Below are 15,198 nucleotides of genomic sequence, written 5' to 3'. Positions count from 1 at the left end.
GGCGACGCGTGCGGTGGCTTCGGGGGTCGGAGATGCTCTGCAGGTGGTGCAGTAGGTTCATCGGGGCTGCGCTAGAAGGGTTGTTTCAGCGCTTTAGTTTCGCTTGGATTTAGATGCGATTGCCCTGCCCAGGCATCTTCTGGGTTGCAGTGTGTTGAATGTCTGAAAGCAGGAGCCTGCCAGGGCTTTCAGCTACGAATTTCATAGTGGCGACGGCCTGCCGGGTGCTGGCATGTGCGTCAGGATGGCCGTGATCGCGTCCGGGTCCACCGGCTTGGTCAGGTGGTGGTCGAAGCCGGCCTGCAGCGCGCGCTTTCGGTCTTCGGCGCCGCCCCAGCCGGTGAGCGCCACCAGCACCGGGCGCGGGCCGTCGCCGGCGTCCTCGCGCAGGCGGCGCGCCACCTCGTAGCCGTTGAGGCCGGGCATGCCGATGTCGAGGAAGGCGACTTCGGGCTGGTAGCGCTGCACCAGCTCCAGCGCGGCCGGGCCGTCGTAGGCGACGCGCACCTCGTGGCCGTCGAGCTCCAGCAGCGAGGCCAGGGTGGTGGCGCCGTCCTCGTTGTCGTCGGCCAGCACGATGCGGCGGGTGGTGGCGAGCTCGGGCGCCTCGGGCGCCTCGGCGGCGGGCGCTTCGGCCAGCTCCACGCGCTGCGCGTCGGGGATGCGCAGCACGAATTCGCTGCCCTGGCCCGGGCCGGCGCTGCTGGCGTCCACCGTGCCGCCGTGCAGTTCCACCAGGCCCTTGACCAGCGCCAGGCCGATGCCCAGCCCGCCCTCGGAACGGTCGAGTGCCGACTCGACCTGCGAGAACATGTTGAAGATGCGCTGCAGCGCGTCGCGCGGCAGGCCGATGCCGTTGTCGCGCACGCGCAGCTCCAGCATGCCGTTGGACAGCCGCGCGATGAGCAGGATGCGCCCGTGCGGGTCGGTGTACTTGGCGGCGTTGGTCAGCAGGTTGGACAGCGCCTGGGCCATGCGCAGCGGGTCGGCCAGCACGCGGATCGGCACGTCGCCCAGGTCCACCTCCAGCGTATGGCGGCGCGCCTCCATGAGCGGGCGCGCGGTCTCCAGCGCGGCCTCGACGATCACGGGCAGGCCGATCCATTCGCGCCGCACTTCCAGGATGCCGCGCGTGATGCGCGAGACGTCCAGCAGGTCGTCCAGCAGCAGGGCCATGTGGCGCACCTGGCGCTCGATCACCTCGTGGCTCCAGCGCAGTTGCTGCATGGTGGCGGCCGGGTCGCTGGAGATGCGCGCGGCGCTGCGGATCGGCGCCAGCGGGTTGCGCAGCTCGTGCGCCAGCGTGGCGAGGAACTCGTCCTTGCGCCGGTCGGCCTCGCGCAGCGCCTCCTCGGCGCTCTTGCGGTCGGTGATGTCCACCAGCACGCCGGGCATGTGCGTGGCGCGGCCGGTGCCGTCGCGCTCGATGCGCGCGCGCGCGATGATCCAGCGGTAGCCGCCGGCGGGCGGTGCGATGCGGTACTCGGCCTGCCAGTCGCTGCCGGTGGCGCAGGCGGCGCGGAACGAGGCGCGCACCCGGTCGCGGTCGTCGTCATGGCTGCCGCGCAGGAAGCTCTCCAGCGACATGCCGGCGTTGACCTCCTCGTCCGGCACGCCGAACAGCGCGGCCATGTTCAGGTCGGGCAGCACCCGGTCGTTGACGATGTCGTAATCCCAGGTGGCGATGTTGGCGGCCTCCAGCGTGGAGGCCAGCCGCTCGCGCGTCTGGCGCAGCTGGTGCTCGGCCGAGGTGCGCTCCACCGCGGCCCAGACGCGCTCGGCCACGTCCTGCGCCAGCTCGATCTCCTGCAGCGCCCAGCGGCGCGGCTCGTTGTGCGCCAGGAACAGGTAGGCCACCAGGCTGTCATGCTTGACCAGCGGCACCAGGGCCAGGGCGCGGATGCCCTGCCCGGCGCAGAAGGCGGCGATGTCCTCGTGGAAGGGATGGCCCGGCTGCTGCACGTCGTGGATCACCACGGCCCGCTCGGCGCTCAGCTCGGCCAGCAGGCGGGGCGAGCCGGCGATGGTCTCGCGGCGGCCTTCCCGCTCCGCGCCGCGCTCGCCGGAGAAGGCCGCGGTGATGCGCGCCGGGACGTTGGCGCGGTCCAGTTCGGCATAGCCGACCTGGGAGATCTGCAACTGCGTGGCCAGCAGCTCGGAGGCCAGGCGCTTGACCGCGTCCGGGTCGGTCAGCAGGCGCAGCCGGTCGCCCAACTGCAACTGGAACGCCAGCAGGCGCTCGGTGAAGATCTTGCCCGTGGTCTCCGCGCAGATGCAGACCACGCCGGCCACGCAGCCCTCGCGGTCGTGGATCGGCACGTAGGAGAAGGAGAAGTGCGATTCCGCCGGGTAGCCGTGGCGGTCCTGCATGGTGAAGCGCACGTCGTCCATGTGCACCGTCTCGCCGGCGTAGCAGCGGTCCAGCACCGGGCCCATGTCCTCCGGCGTGCCAGCCCACACCTGGGCGCAGGGCTTGCCCAGCGCCCAGGGGTGCTTGCTGCCGCACAGCGGCGCATAGCCGTCGTTGTAGACCAGCGTACGCGCGGGGCCCCAGACGATGAAGCGCGGTTCACGCACCGTCAGCATGACCTCGACCGTGGCGCGCAAGGCGTCGGGCCACTGCGCGGGCTGTCCCAGCGGAGTCCGGGACCAGTCGTGGCTGCGCATCAGCTCGCCCAGGGCGCCGCCGCCGTTCAGGAAATTCAGGCAGGCTGACGGATCGAGGCCGGCGTCGGAGAGGGTGGGGGGCTTGTCTTCCAAGGCGGTCAAATGCAGGTCTGGGCCCGGTGTGGAGGAACAGGCAGGTGGGGAATTATTGCAGCCATGTCCGCCGCGGCTGCCGCCATCTGCAACCGGAGGCTCACAGCAGGCCAAGCAGCCTCCGCGCATTGTTCTGCCCCTGGTCCTCGTGGTTGGTGTTGAACACCACGTGCACCTGCGCCACCGAGTCCTCGAGCCGGCGCAGCTGCGGCAGCAGCGCTGCCAGCTCGGCCTCCGAATATGCGTACTGGAAGCGGCCCGACGAGGCACGGTGCGCGGGCCTGTTCCAGGTCGCGGCGTTGCGGCCGTGCAGGCGCACCAGGGCCAGGTCCGTGCGCGTGGCCTCCCAGACCGCGGGCACGGCGTTGGCAAAGTCCGGCGGGCTGTCCACCACCACGTGGGCCGCGCCCAGCGCGCGCAGCAGCGCCAGCGTGCGGGCGCGCTGGCCGTCCTCGAACCAGCTGCGGTGCCGGAACTCCACCGCCACCGGCGCTGCGGCCATGCGGTCGATGCGATCTTCCACCAGCGCCTCGCTGCGGCGCCCGGCCTGCACCCAGGGCGGGAACTGGAACAGCACCGCGCCCAGCTTGCCCGCCGCGTGCAGCGGCAGCAGCGCCTGCCGGAAGCGGTGCCACAGCTCGTCGCGCACCTCGCCCGGCAGGGCGCGGTAGCCCAAAGGCGCGGCCGGGTCGGACAGGGCTGCGCGCAGGTCTGCCGGCAATGCGGCCGGCAGCGCGCCGTGGCCGGTGAAGAGCCGGAACGCCTTCAGGTCGAACACGAAGCCCGGCGGCGTCCGCTCGGCCCACAGCCGCGCGTTGCGCACCGAGGGCAGGGCGTAGTAGCTGGAGTCCACTTCGACCATGGGGAACTGCGCGGCGTAGTGGCGCAGCCGTGCTTCCGGCGTATGCACCCCGGGCGGGTAGAAGCGGCCGCAGGCGATCAGCGTGGGATCGGTCCAGGAGGCGGTGCCGACAAGCAGGGACATGGTCAGGGGAGATGCGAGAATCTGGATGCGCATACAGTGTGCCCCCGTGTCCATGACCCCGCAACCACCGCTTTCCGAGGCCGCCCAGGCCGCCTTCGCCGCCCTCAACGAGCGCCAGCGCGAGGCCGTCTGGCATGGCCTGGAGGCTGGCAGCGCCGCGTCCGCCGGGCCGCTGCTGGTGCTGGCCGGTGCCGGCTCCGGCAAGACCATGGCGCTGGCGCACCGGGTGGCCAACCTGGTGCTGCACGGTGCCGACCCGCAGCGCATCCTGCTGCTGACCTTCTCGCGCCGCGCGGCAGCCGAGATGGAGCGGCGCGTGGGCCAGGTGCTGGCGCGGGTGTTGAACCTGGGCGCGGCATCGCCGCCCTCGCTGCCCTGGGCCGGCACCTTCCACGGCATCGGCGCGCGGCTGCTGCGCGAATATGCGGCGCAGATCGGCCTGGACGAGAGCTTCACCATCCACGACCGCGGCGACGCCGAGGACCTGATGGGCATGGTGCGGCACGAGCTGGGCCTGTCGTCCGGCACCCGGCGCTTTCCCATGAAGGGCACCTGCCTGTCGATCTACTCGCGCTGCGTCAACACCTGCGCGTCGCTGGCCGAGGTGCTGAAGACCGCATTCCCCTGGTGCGCCGAATGGGAGGTGGAATTGAAGCGCCTGTTCGGTGCCTACGTGGCCGCCAAGCAGCAGCAGAACGTGGTCGACTACGACGACCTGCTGCTGTTCTGGTCCGACATGGCGGCCGACGCCGGGCTGGCACAGGCGCTGTCCGAGCGCTTCGACCACATCCTGGTGGACGAGTACCAGGACACCAACCGGCTGCAGGCGTCCATCCTGCTGGGCATCAAGCCCGAAGGGCGCGGGCTGACCGTGGTGGGCGATGACGCGCAGTCGATCTATTCCTTCCGCGGCGCCACGGTGCGCAACATCCTGGACTTTCCCGGTCAGTTCACGCCGCCCGCGCGCATCGTCACGCTGGACCGCAACTACCGCTCGCTGCAGCCCATCCTCGACGTCTCCAACGCCGTCATCGGCCGCGCCACCGAAGGCCATGCCAAGCGGCTCTGGACCGACCGCCCCGGCAAGCGCCGCGGCCAGCTGGTGGTGGTGCCCGACGAAGCGCAGCAGGCGCGCTGGGTGGCCGAACGTGCGCTGGCGCTGCGCGAAGGCGGCCTCAAGCTCACCGCGCAGGCGGTGCTGTTCCGCGCCGCCGACCACAGCGCCGCGGTCGAGCTGGAGTTGGCGCGGCGCAACATCCCCTTCGTGAAGTTCGGCGGGCTCAAGTTCCTGGAGGCCGCGCACGTGAAGGATCTGCTGGCCGTGCTGCGCTTCGCGCAGAACCCGCGCGGCCGGCTCGCCGGTTTCCGGGTGCTGCAGCTGATGCCCGGCCTGGGCCCGGCCACCGCCGCGCGCATCCTCGATGGCATGGATGCCGCTGCTGATCCGGCCGCCGCGGTGGCCGCCTTCAAGCCGAATGCCGCGATGGCCGGCGACTGGCCCGCCTTCGCTGCGCTGTACGCGGCCCTGCGCGATCCACAGCAGCAGGCTTGGCCCGGCGATCTGGAGCAGGCCCTGGCCTGGTACCTGCCACACCTCGAGCGCCTGCACGACGACGCCGCCCCGCGCCGTGCCGACCTGGAGCAACTGGTGCGCCTGGGCGCGGGCTACCCCTCGCGCGAGCGCTTCCTGGCCGAACTCACGCTCGATCCGCCCGAGGCCAGCAGCGACCAGTCGGGCGTGCCGCATCTGGACGAGGACTACCTCATCCTCTCCACCATCCACTCGGCCAAGGGGCAGGAATGGGCCTCCGTCTCGGTGCTCAACGTGGTCGATGGCTGCATTCCGTCCGACATGGCCACCGGCAGCAGCGCCGACGTCGAGGAGGAGCGCCGCCTGCTCTACGTCGCCATGACCCGCGCCCGCGAACACCTGCACCTGCTGGTGCCGCACCGCTTCTACGTCACGCAGCAGGCCGCGCGCGGAGACCGGCACCTGTACGCGGCGCGCACGCGCTTCATCACCGAGCGCGACCTGCTCGACTACGACCAGGTGTTCTGGCCGCCGCCCGACCCCGCCGGGCCGGCCGCGCGCGCCGCGCCGCGCCTGCCGGTCGGCGTGCGCGAGCGCTCCCGCGCGGCCTGGGACTGACGCGCCATGCGCCTCACAGGAACGGCGGCACGAGCAGGCCGCCGGAGGGCCGCCGCCTGAGCCCGGACCCGTGCAGACCCGCTGCCATGAAGGCCCGCGGGATCGGCAGCTTGAAAGACGGCAATGCTGGCCATCGGCTTCTCGTGCGGCCTCTCAGAAATCGGCCCGCACGCCGAGCGTCAGCATGCCGCCTTTCGTATGCTTCGACAGCTTGCCGAAGTAGTCGAAATCCGCCTTCAGCGCGATGGTCCTGGTCAGCCGGTAGTCGGCGCCAAAGCCCAGCATGACGCCGGTGCCGCTGCCGGCGATCCGCTGGCCGGCCGGCACCAGACTCTCGTCGCCGCTCACCTTGCCGCGCGCCAGCCCGAGGCGGCCGTTCAGCGCAAAAGCGTCGCCGACAGGCACGCGGGCAGTAGCCGCAGCATAGAGCGCCCGGCCAGAGCCGCTTTGCAACGCAGGCTGGCCATTGACCGAGGTCCATTGGCTGAGCCGGCCCAGGCGCGCGTAACCGGCTTCGACGCCGAAGTGCTCGGTGAGGCGGTAGCCGCCGTAGAGTTTGAAGGCGGTGCCGCTTTTGTCGCCTTTGTCGCGGCCCGCCGGCACGGGCGCGCTGGGCGACAGTACGCTGAAGCTTGAGGCGCCCATGGCAGCGCCCAGGTAGAACGGGCTGTCCTGGGCCGGCTCGGCCGCGTAGGCGCCGGCCGCAGCGTTGCCCAGCAGCAGGGCGGCAAGTGCGGTGGTGACCTACGACGCCATCATCACGGTGGCCGACACTCTGGCGGACCAGCAGCAGCACGCCAGCCTGCGCGCCATGGAACTGGCGCTGCGCGAGAGCCTGGGCGACCGTGATGACCCGGCCATGGCGCCCAGCCTGCTGGTCTGGCAAGGCGCGCGGCTCGTGTACAAGTCCGGGGACGTGCCCGAGGGCATTCGCAAAACCCGGCCCCGACGTGGTCGAGAAACTGTCCGTGCAGGGCCGCCACTGGCGCGCCAGCGCACGGCATTCGCGCAGCTCCGACACCCGCGTGGCACTCGTGATGCCGGCCGACGCCATGCATTTGATCCTCACCTTCAGCTCGCGCGGCTACTACGCCCTGCCGCTGATCATCAGCATCCCGTTCCTGCTGCTGCCCGCGTGGCTGTCGATCCGGCTGGCGCTGCGGCCCTGGCGCGCGGTGGTGCGGGAGATCGCGGCGCGTGGCCCGCAGGACCTGCGGCCGCTCGCGTTCGAGCCGCGCCATGAGGAACTGCGGCCGCTGGTGCGCAGCATCAACGCGCTGATGCGGCGCCTGCGCGAGAGCGGGGAGCGCGAGCGGCGTTTCATCGCCGACGCCGCGCACGAGCTGCGCACGCCGATTGCGGCCATGCGCATCAACGTGGAAGCCCTGCAGGCGCAGCAGGGCATCAATGCGCGCCAGAGCGAACTGCTCGGCGGCATCCTGCGCGCCAGCGACCGCGCTGCCCGCCTGGTGGGCCAGTTGCTGCGTTTGATGCGCAGCAACGCCCAGGCCAGTGCCGCCGCGGGAGAAATGCTGGCACTGGATACGCTGGTGCAGGAGCGCCTGGCCGAACTGTCACTGGAGGTCGATGCCCCCGGCCTGCGGGTGCGCGGCGAGCGCGAGGACCTGATGTCCATGGTCGACAACCTGATCGACAACGCCAGCAAGTACGGCCCGCCGGGCAGCACCGTGCAGGTGCGCCTGCAGCGCACGGACGCGCACGCGATGCTCACGGTGGCTGACCATGGACCGGGCATCGCCCCGGCCTTGCGCGAGCGCGTGTTCGACCGCTTCTTCCGCGACCCGGACCAGACGCAGACCGGCAGCGGCCTGGGGCTGGGCATCGTCAAGGCAGTGGTGGAGAAATGCGGCGGCCACATCGCGCTGGGCGACTGCTCCCATGGCCCGGGACTGCAGGTCACGCTGCGCCTGCCTCTGGCCGAGGCCGGCGTGCCATGATCGACGGCATGTCATCCGCCACCCCGCGACTGCGCATCGACCCCCACGGCTGGACCACCGAAGCGCCGGGCCAGCTCACGCTGCTGGAGGCCGCGGCCTTCGCCGGCATCGAGCTGCCCAGCTCCTGCCGCAACGGCACCTGCCGCGCCTGCATCTGCCTGATGCCGGCCGGCGCGGTGCGCTACGAGATCCCCTGGCCCGGCCTGAGCGTGGACGAAAGGCGCGAGGGCTATTGCCTGCCCTGCGTGGCGCACGCCATGGCCGACGTGACGCTGCTGGCGCCCGGGGCGCTGCGGGTGGGCGAAACTTCCCTTGATCCTCCTTCGAAAGGCATGGCATGACGAAACGACCATTGGCACTTCTCCTGCTGACCTTGCTGCTGGGCGCCGCGCGCGCCGAGACCATCGGCGAGGTCGACACCGTCTTCAAGCTGATCGGCCCGGACCACAAGATCGTGGTCGAGGCCTATGACGACCCGAAGGTGCAGGGCGTGACCTGCTACGTCTCGCGCGCCAGGACCGGCGGCATCAAGGGCGCGCTGGGCGTGGCCGAGGACCGGGCCGAGGCCGCCATCGCCTGCCGCCAGGTCGGCCCGATCCGCTTCACCGGCAAGCCGCTGCCGGCGCAGGAGGAGGTGTTCTCCGAGCGCATGTCGCTGCTGTTCAAGCGGCTGCGCGTGGTGCGCATGGTGGACAGCAGGCGCAACACCCTGGTCTACCTGACCTACTCCGACCGCGTGATCGAGGGCTCGCCGCAGAATGCGGTGGCGGTGGTCGAGGTCGGGCCGGACGTGGTGATTCCGGTGAAGTAGCGCTGCGCGCGCCGGCTTGAATCGCTTCGTGCGCAGCGCGCGGGCGCAGGTGTTCAGCCTTTCAGTGGGCCGGCGCGTAGTGCGCCTGCACCGCCGCCATCAGCGACTGCACGTGGGCGGGCAGCCCCTGCAGCGTGCGCACCAGCATGTAGCGCGGCCGCACGGCCCAGGCGTCACGCAGGCGGATCTGGTGCACCTGTGCGCCGGCGGCGTAGCGCCGGGCGCCGCTTTCAGGCACCACCGCGATGCCCACGCCGGCCGCCACCATGCGGCACATGGCATCGAAGCTCGCGAGCTGGATGCGCAGCTTCATCGTGGCACCCAGTTGCTGGGCCACGCCTTCGAGGAAGGTCTGCAGCGTGCTGCCGCGGTGCATGCCCACGAAGCGCTCGTGCAGCACGTCGGCAAAAGCCGCCTCGCCCAGCGCGCGCCAGGCCTCCGTGGACGGCGTGACGAGCACCAGCCGGTCTGTGCTGAAGTGCAGGCTGGTGAGGCCGTGCGTATCCACCTCTCCGGCGATGATGCCCAGATCGGCCCGGCCCTCGCGGATGTCGTCGGCGATGCGCGCGTTGGGGCGCTCCTGCAGGTCCACGCTGATATGCGGGTGCGCCATGAGGTAGGCCGGCAGGATGTCAGGCAGGAAGTCCGTCACCGCCGTGGTATTGGCGAACACGCGCAGGTGACCGCGCAGGCCCGCGCCGTATTCCTCCAGATCGGCCTGGAGCTGGCGCGACTGCTGCAGCATCGCCCGGGCGTGGTGCAGGAACGCCTCGCCCGGCGGCGACAGCCGCACGCCGCGAGCCTCTCGAATCAGCAAAGGTATGCCGGCCTGCTCCTCCAGTGCGCGCACCCGTGCGCTGATGGCCGCCAGCGAGAGGTGAGATTGCTCGGAAGCCCTTGTCAGGCTTCCAGATTGCGCTATCAAAACAAAGATTCGCAGATCCCTGAGTTCGAATTGCATGATGCGCCAGGGTTTTTACCAATCAGGTCCAGGTTTCGGAAAAACGAAACACTGGCTTGCAAACTTCGTGATTGTAGGAACCGCGTGGGCTCGCAATGATGGGGCCGAACCAGATGTCTGCAAGAGGGCCCGGCCGTGGTGCCTCCACCAACGTGAAAGAGACAAGCAATGAAGATGAACCTCAAGACCGCCTGGCGAGTGGCGGCAACGGCAGTATCGTTAATGGTGGGCATGGCGCTGCCTGCCCATGCGGCGTATCCGGAGCGAGCGGTGACCGTGGTAGTGCCATTTGCACCGGGGCAGACGGGCGACATCATCGCCAGGCTGGTTGCCAAGGAACTCCAGGGTCGGCTCGGCCAGGCATTCATCGTGGACAACCGTCCCGGGACCGGCGGGCGTTTGGGAACCGCGACTGTCGCAAGGGCCAAACCGGACGGATACACGTTGCTGCTGACCAGTTCGGGCCCTTTCGCGATTGCTCCGGCCCTCTATGCCAGGACCATGACCTACGACCCCGTGCGAGATTTCGTGGGAATCGCCGAACTGGCTTCCACGCCGCAGGTCATTCTGGTGTCGAACCAGTCAGGTGTGACGAGCTTGCCGGCATTGGTGAAGGAAGCGCTAGCCAAGGATCTCTCCTATGGCTCGGCGGGCAACGGGTCGCTGCAACACTTGACGATGGAACTGCTGAAAAAGGAACTCCAGTTTCCAATGGTGCATGTGCCGTTCAAGGGCAGTTCCGAATCGAAAACCGCACTGATCGGTGGACAGATCGATGCCAGTGCGGATTCATTGCCCGCAGTCATCGGCAGTGTGAAATCCGGGCAGATCAAGGCTGTCGCCGTTGTGGATACCAGGCGCAGCGAATATCTGCCGGAAGTGCCTACTTTGACCGAAGCAGGCTTTCCGGCGCAATCGGCAGTTGCGTTCTTCGGCCTGGTGGCTCCCAAAGGCGTATCGCAAGAAATCGTCCGCCTGCTCCATAAGGAAGCGACCTCCTTGATCAAGTCACCGGCATTCCAGGAGCAGATGAGGAAGCAGGCATTGACCTTGCCAGAGGAGCGCACGCCCGAGCAGTTCGACGCCTACTTGTCCCAGGAAGTCGCGCGTTGGCGCAAGGTCGTTCAGGAAGCCCAGGTCTCGGCCGAATGATGACCATGGAGCAATGGACACGAAAGAAGGCGAGGAATGCCCACGATGCGTGAAATCCATACCGACCAGCTGCGCGACACAGTGGCGCGCCTGTGCATAGAGGCATGCCATCTGTTGCCCGACAGCCAGGTAAAGGGCTTCCAAAGGGCTGTTGAGACGGAGGTGTCTCCACAAGGCCGAACCGTTCTCATGAAACTGATCGAGAACGATCGGATTGCGCGAGAGAACGATGTGTCCTATTGCCACGACACCGGATTGACGGTGGTGTACGTCGAAGTGGGTCAGGACGTCCACATGAGAGGAGGCGACTACGAGGCCGCCGTGCAGGAGGGTGTTCGCAAGGGCTATGCAGAGGGCTACATGCGCAAATCCGTCGTGTCCGACCCGCTGCTGCGCGTGAACAGCAACGACAACACGCCTGCCGTGGTGCATACCGGCATCGTTCCGGGCTCGCAGGTTCGCGTGACCGTGCTGCCCAAGGGTGGAGGCAGCGAGAACTGGAGCACCATGAAATTCCTGCTGCCGGGAGAAGGTGCCGAGGGCGTCAAGCGGTTCGTTCTCGGCGCGATCGAGGCGGCGGGCGGCGCGGCGTGTCCTCCCTTGACCATCGGCGTGGGCATCGGGGGCAGTTTCGATAAGGTGACGGCGATCGCAAAGCAGGCCATCCTGCGCGACATCGGCCAGCATCACCCGCTGCCCCACATCGCGCAGTTGGAGGCCGAACTGCTGGAGTCGATCAACAGGACGGGCATCGGTCCGCAGGGCTATGGGGGATCCACGACGGCGCTTTGGGTGGCGGTCGAGACTTACGCGTGCCACATCACTGCGCTGCCCGTGGCAGTGAACATCCAATGCCATGCGAATCGCCGCGCTTCGGCTGTCATCTGAAAGGCTGAAGGCACTCATGGCGACCCACTACATCCACACGCCGTTGACCGATGAAGTCGTCCTCGGTTTGCATGCTGGCGACGAGGCCTATCTTTCCGGGACCATCTATATGGCGCGCGATGCCGCGCACAAGCGCTTCATCGACACGCTGGCCGCAGGCCAGCCATTGCCCATCGACTTGAAAGGCCACGTGCTGTTCTACGGTGGCCCGGGCCCCGCGAAACCCGGCCATGTCATCGGCGTGGTGGCACCCACATCGGCCTATCGCATGGATCCCTACGCCACGGTTCTGTTCGACCACGGTGTGCGTGGCGCTATCGGCAAAGGAAACCGGGGGACTGCATTGCGCGAGGCATGTCAGAAGAACAAGGCAGTGTGCTTTTCCGCGATCGGCGGAATCTCCGCCACCTTGTTTTCCTGCATCCAATCGGCCACCCTGGTTTGCTACGAGGACTTGAAGACCGAAGCCGTGCAGCGGCTTGAGATCCAGGACTTTCCCCTGCTCGTCACCAATGACGCCCACGGGCGCGACATGTACGCAAAAGAGGTCGAAAAATACCGTGCCCTGCTCGGGGGCGTCTCCCCCCAGCGGGGCTGATGCAGCCAAGTTCTCTCCAGGAGATGGATCACATGTCCACTGCTTGTTTCACCGCCGTTTCCCGCTGCCTGCTCTGCGCGGGCGCTCTGCTGGCCGCAGGCATGGTCGCGCCTCGGGCCTTTGCGGAATCCGCCTACCCCAGCCGTCCCATCGTGATGATCGTGCCCCAGGCCGCGGGCGGCACCAATGACATCGTGGGCCGGGTGGTGAGCCAGAAGTTGGCCGACAAGCTGGGCGGCAGCGCCGTGGTGGACAACCGTCCCGGCGCGGGCGGCAACATCGGCACGCAGGCCGTGGCCAAGGCGCCGAAGGATGGCTACACGCTGCTCATGACCATCAGCAGCAGCCAGGCCATCAACCCCGCCCTCTACAAGGCGCCGGGGTTCGACCCGGTGTCGGACTTCGAGCCCATCAGCCTGATCGGCGCCGTGCCCAACGTGCTGCTGGCCTATCCCTCGTTTCCCGCCAGGACCGTGCCCGAGCTGCTGGCGCTGGCCAAGTCGCGGCCGGGCGAACTGCAGTACGCCTCCGCAGGCAACGGCACGCTCAACCATCTGCTGGGCGAGATGCTGAACCAGATGGCCGGCATCGAACTCCAGCATGTGCCGTACAAAGGTGTGGCACCGGCGCTCAACGACGTGCTGGGCGGGCAGTTGCCGCTGCTGTTCGGCAGCCTGCCGTCCACGCTGTCGCACATCAAGTCGGGCAGGCTGCGCGCGCTGGCCGTGAGCAGCGCGCAGCGCTCACCCGTGCTGCCGGAGGTGCCCGCCCTGGCCGAATTCGTGCCGGACTACAACGGCACCTTGTGGATCGGCCTGTTCGCGCCCGCCGGCGTGCCCAAGGATGTGCTGAGCCGCCTGCGGGAGGGCATGCGCCAGGTCATGGCCGACAAGGAGATGCGCGACAAGCTGGAGGCGCAGGGCGTGGAGCTGGCCGGCACGCCTGACAAGCCCGTCATGGGGGCCGAGTTCGCCGCCATCCTGCAGCAGGACCTCGTCAAGTGGGCGCGCATCGTGAAAACCTCCGGCGCCACGATCAATTGACATGACACGACCCCTCGACGGCATCACCGTCGTCTCGCTGGAGCACGCGGTGGCCGCGCCGTTCTGCACGCGCCAACTCGCCGATCTGGGCGCGCGTGTGATCAAGGTGGAGCGCCCCGGCGGCGGTGACTTCGCGCGCGGCTACGACCAGCGCGTGCAGGGCCAGTCCTCGCACTTCACCTGGATCAACCGCAGCAAGGAGAGCCTGGCGCTGGACGTCAAGCAGCCCGCGGCCCGGCAGGCCTTGATGCAACTGCTCAGGACCGCCGACGTGCTGGTGCAGAACCTCGCGCCTGGCGCCGCAGCGCGCATGGGACTGTCCTACGAAGCGCTCAAGATCCACAACGCCAGGCTCATCGTCTGCGACATCAGCGGCTATGGCCGCGACGGCCCCTACCGCGACAAGAAGGCATACGACCTGCTGATCCAGAGCGAGACCGGGTTCCTCTCGATCACCGGCATGCCCGAGGCGCCATCCAAGGCCGGCATCTCGGTCGCCGACATCGCCGCGGGCATGTACGCCTACACCAACATCCTCTCGGCCCTGCTGCTGCGCGGCAGGACGGGCGAGGGCAGCCACATCGACGTGTCCATGCTGGAAGCCTTGGGCGAATGGATGGGCTACCCCATGTACTACGCCTTCGACGGCGCGCCCCCGCCGCCGCGCACCGGCGCATCGCACGCCAGCATCTACCCCTACGGCCCGTTCCAGGCCGGCGACGGCGGCACCGTGATGCTGGGGCTGCAGAACGAGCGCGAGTGGAAGGAGTTCTGCGACAAGGTGCTGCGGCGCCCCGAGGTCGCCACCGACGCGCGCTTCGACGCCAACATCAAGCGCAGCGCCAACCGGGCTGAACTGCATGCATTGATCGTGGGCGTCTTTGCTCGCCTCACCGTCGTGCAGGTGGTCGAGCGGCTGGACGATGCCGGTATCGCCAACGCGCGCGTCAATGACATGGCAGGCCTGTGGGAGCATCCGCAACTGCAGGCACGCAAGCGCTGGCGCAACGTGGCAACGCCGGCAGGCGATGTGCCCGCGCTGCTGCCGCCCGGCGTGAACAGCGCATTCGACTACCGCATGGACGCCATCCCCGCCGTCGGACAGCACAACGTGGCGATCCTGTCCGAACTAGGCTGGAGCGCGGAGCAGATCGACGCTTTGCAAGCCCCTCGGGAAATCTGAGTGCCATGGCCGTGCGCCCCGCCGGCCCGGCGACCGCTGGCCAGCGGTGACGCTGACCGTCGGTCAGGCGTTCTGAGAACCCCCCAGCGCCCGGTTCAACGACGGCTGCACGATCTCGATCCAGTACCCATCCGGATCCAGGATGAAGGCCACGTCCTTCATCCTGCCCTGCTCCGGGCGCTTCTTGAATACCGCGCCGTTCTCGTCGAACCACTGCACGGCTGCGGCCAGGTCGGGCACGGCGAAGCAGATGTGGCCGAAGCCCTGCGGCTGTGCGTTGCCGTCGTGGTACTTGAAGGCCGGGTCGTTCTCGGTGCCCCAGTTGTGGGTCAGCTCCAGCACGCCGCGCTGGGAGAAGGTGTATTCGGTGCGCGCGCCGGTGTCCTCGGGCACGGCCTCGGCCTCGTCCGGGCGCGCCAGGAAGTAGAGCGAGAACTGCATCTCGGGGAAGTCGAGCTTGCGCAGCACGCGCATGCCCAGCACGCGGGTGTAGAAGGCCAGCGAGACGGCCGGGTCCTTCACGCGCAGCATGCTGTGGTTGAGCACGAAGCCGCGCGTGGCGGGCGGCGCCTCGGGGGCGACGCCGGGATGGTGTTCGGTGGTGAAGGCCATGGTGTTGAGCGATGGAAATACCCGCGGTGATTCCACATGGTCGGACGTGGTGAATCAGTCGGCAGATTCTTGATGAAAAGTGCAACAAGCCCAGGATT

14 protein-coding genes are annotated in these 15,198 nt (G+C 68.6%); 9 read left to right on the top strand and 5 right to left on the bottom strand.

Annotated features, from left to right (window positions below; all coding sequences use genetic code 11):
- Positions 1 to 201 precede the first annotated feature (201 nt).
- Positions 202 to 2,760, bottom strand: coding sequence for a hybrid sensor histidine kinase/response regulator (locus tag JHD63_RS12510; protein WP_198971072.1), 2,559 nt, complete (start codon positions 2,758 to 2,760; stop codon positions 202 to 204).
- Between the two features lie 100 nt (positions 2,761 to 2,860).
- Complete coding sequence (locus JHD63_RS12505; protein ID WP_198971071.1) at positions 2,861 to 3,745, bottom strand: DUF72 domain-containing protein; 885 nt, start codon at positions 3,743 to 3,745, stop codon at positions 2,861 to 2,863.
- Positions 3,746 to 3,797: 52 nt separating this feature from the next.
- On the opposite strand from JHD63_RS12505, the gene JHD63_RS12500 reads away from it, so the two are divergent.
- Entirely contained in the window at positions 3,798 to 5,894 is a 2,097-nt protein-coding gene (locus JHD63_RS12500) for an ATP-dependent helicase (RefSeq protein WP_233168046.1), read from the top strand.
- 153 nt (positions 5,895 to 6,047) lie between these two features.
- On the opposite strand, the gene JHD63_RS12495 is transcribed toward JHD63_RS12500, so the two are convergent.
- Positions 6,048 to 6,611 carry a porin family protein gene (locus JHD63_RS12495; RefSeq protein WP_233168050.1) on the bottom strand — a complete coding sequence of 188 codons (564 nt, stop codon included), beginning with the start codon at positions 6,609 to 6,611 and terminating at the stop codon, positions 6,048 to 6,050.
- 233 nt (positions 6,612 to 6,844) lie between these two features.
- On the opposite strand from JHD63_RS12495, the gene JHD63_RS24025 reads away from it, so the two are divergent.
- From JHD63_RS24025 to JHD63_RS12480, 3 genes are read left to right on the top strand one after another with little or no spacing between them, the layout of a single operon-like run.
- Positions 6,845 to 7,852, top strand: coding sequence for a sensor histidine kinase (locus tag JHD63_RS24025; protein ID WP_198971069.1), 1,008 nt, complete (start codon positions 6,845 to 6,847; stop codon positions 7,850 to 7,852).
- A gap of 8 nt (positions 7,853 to 7,860) precedes the next feature.
- Entirely contained in the window at positions 7,861 to 8,193 is a 333-nt protein-coding gene (locus JHD63_RS12485; RefSeq protein WP_233168044.1) for a 2Fe-2S iron-sulfur cluster-binding protein, read from the top strand.
- The gene (locus JHD63_RS12480) at positions 8,190 to 8,663 is read left to right on the top strand and encodes a CreA family protein (protein WP_198971067.1); all 474 of its coding nucleotides are present in this window, start codon (positions 8,190 to 8,192) and stop codon (positions 8,661 to 8,663) included. Before JHD63_RS12485 ends, JHD63_RS12480 begins: the two co-directional genes overlap by 4 nt.
- Positions 8,664 to 8,724: 61 nt before the next feature.
- Here JHD63_RS12480 and JHD63_RS12475 read toward each other — a convergent pair whose 3' ends face one another.
- Complete coding sequence (locus JHD63_RS12475) at positions 8,725 to 9,624, bottom strand: LysR family transcriptional regulator (protein WP_198971066.1); 900 nt, start codon at positions 9,622 to 9,624, stop codon at positions 8,725 to 8,727.
- Positions 9,625 to 9,792: 168 nt separating this feature from the next.
- Between JHD63_RS12475 and JHD63_RS12470 the strand changes: the two genes are divergently transcribed.
- The 5 genes from JHD63_RS12470 to JHD63_RS12450 are packed head-to-tail and all read left to right on the top strand — an operon-like array spanning position 9,793 to position 14,488.
- On the top strand, positions 9,793 to 10,776 hold the full coding sequence (locus tag JHD63_RS12470) for a Bug family tripartite tricarboxylate transporter substrate binding protein (protein ID WP_233168041.1): 984 nt from the start codon (positions 9,793 to 9,795) through the stop codon (positions 10,774 to 10,776).
- 45 nt (positions 10,777 to 10,821) lie between these two features.
- On the top strand, positions 10,822 to 11,664 hold the full coding sequence (locus tag JHD63_RS12465; RefSeq protein WP_198971065.1) for a fumarate hydratase: 843 nt from the start codon (positions 10,822 to 10,824) through the stop codon (positions 11,662 to 11,664).
- Between the two features lie 16 nt (positions 11,665 to 11,680).
- Positions 11,681 to 12,262, top strand: a complete 582-nt coding sequence (locus JHD63_RS12460) for a fumarate hydratase C-terminal domain-containing protein (protein WP_198971064.1) — start codon at positions 11,681 to 11,683, stop codon at positions 12,260 to 12,262.
- A gap of 32 nt (positions 12,263 to 12,294) precedes the next feature.
- On the top strand, positions 12,295 to 13,305 hold the full coding sequence (locus tag JHD63_RS12455; RefSeq protein WP_198971063.1) for a Bug family tripartite tricarboxylate transporter substrate binding protein: 1,011 nt from the start codon (positions 12,295 to 12,297) through the stop codon (positions 13,303 to 13,305).
- A 1-nt stretch (position 13,306) separates the two neighbouring features.
- Entirely contained in the window at positions 13,307 to 14,488 is a 1,182-nt protein-coding gene (locus JHD63_RS12450; protein ID WP_198971062.1) for a CaiB/BaiF CoA transferase family protein, read from the top strand.
- 63 nt (positions 14,489 to 14,551) lie between these two features.
- Here JHD63_RS12450 and gloA read toward each other — a convergent pair whose 3' ends face one another.
- Positions 14,552 to 15,100 carry a lactoylglutathione lyase gene (gene gloA, locus JHD63_RS12445; RefSeq protein ID WP_198971061.1) on the bottom strand — a complete coding sequence of 183 codons (549 nt, stop codon included), beginning with the start codon at positions 15,098 to 15,100 and terminating at the stop codon, positions 14,552 to 14,554.
- Positions 15,101 to 15,198: the final 98 nt, after the last annotated feature.

Source organism: Xylophilus sp. ASV27 (assembly GCF_016428875.1).
In the GTDB taxonomy this organism is placed as follows: Bacteria; Pseudomonadota; Gammaproteobacteria; order Burkholderiales; family Burkholderiaceae_C; genus Xylophilus.
The sequence above is the reverse complement of the archived record's forward strand: the minus strand, read 5'-3'. Positions and strand labels throughout refer to the sequence as shown.

Coding starts and splice junctions, on each gene's coding strand:
- JHD63_RS12505 (WP_198971071.1), bottom strand. CDS start 3,745: ATGTCCCTGCTTGTCGGCACCGCCTCCTGGACCGATCCCACGCTGATC.
- gloA (WP_198971061.1), bottom strand. CDS start 15,100: ATGGCCTTCACCACCGAACACCATCCCGGCGTCGCCCCCGAGGCGCCG.
- JHD63_RS12485 (WP_233168044.1), top strand. CDS start 7,861: ATGTCATCCGCCACCCCGCGACTGCGCATCGACCCCCACGGCTGGACC.
- JHD63_RS12480 (WP_198971067.1), top strand. CDS start 8,190: ATGACGAAACGACCATTGGCACTTCTCCTGCTGACCTTGCTGCTGGGC.
- JHD63_RS12460 (WP_198971064.1), top strand. CDS start 11,681: ATGGCGACCCACTACATCCACACGCCGTTGACCGATGAAGTCGTCCTC.
- JHD63_RS12465 (WP_198971065.1), top strand. CDS start 10,822: ATGCGTGAAATCCATACCGACCAGCTGCGCGACACAGTGGCGCGCCTG.
- JHD63_RS12455 (WP_198971063.1), top strand. CDS start 12,295: ATGTCCACTGCTTGTTTCACCGCCGTTTCCCGCTGCCTGCTCTGCGCG.
- JHD63_RS12470 (WP_233168041.1), top strand. CDS start 9,793: ATGAAGATGAACCTCAAGACCGCCTGGCGAGTGGCGGCAACGGCAGTA.
- JHD63_RS12500 (WP_233168046.1), top strand. CDS start 3,798: ATGACCCCGCAACCACCGCTTTCCGAGGCCGCCCAGGCCGCCTTCGCC.
- JHD63_RS12450 (WP_198971062.1), top strand. CDS start 13,307: ATGACACGACCCCTCGACGGCATCACCGTCGTCTCGCTGGAGCACGCG.
- JHD63_RS12475 (WP_198971066.1), bottom strand. CDS start 9,624: ATGCAATTCGAACTCAGGGATCTGCGAATCTTTGTTTTGATAGCGCAA.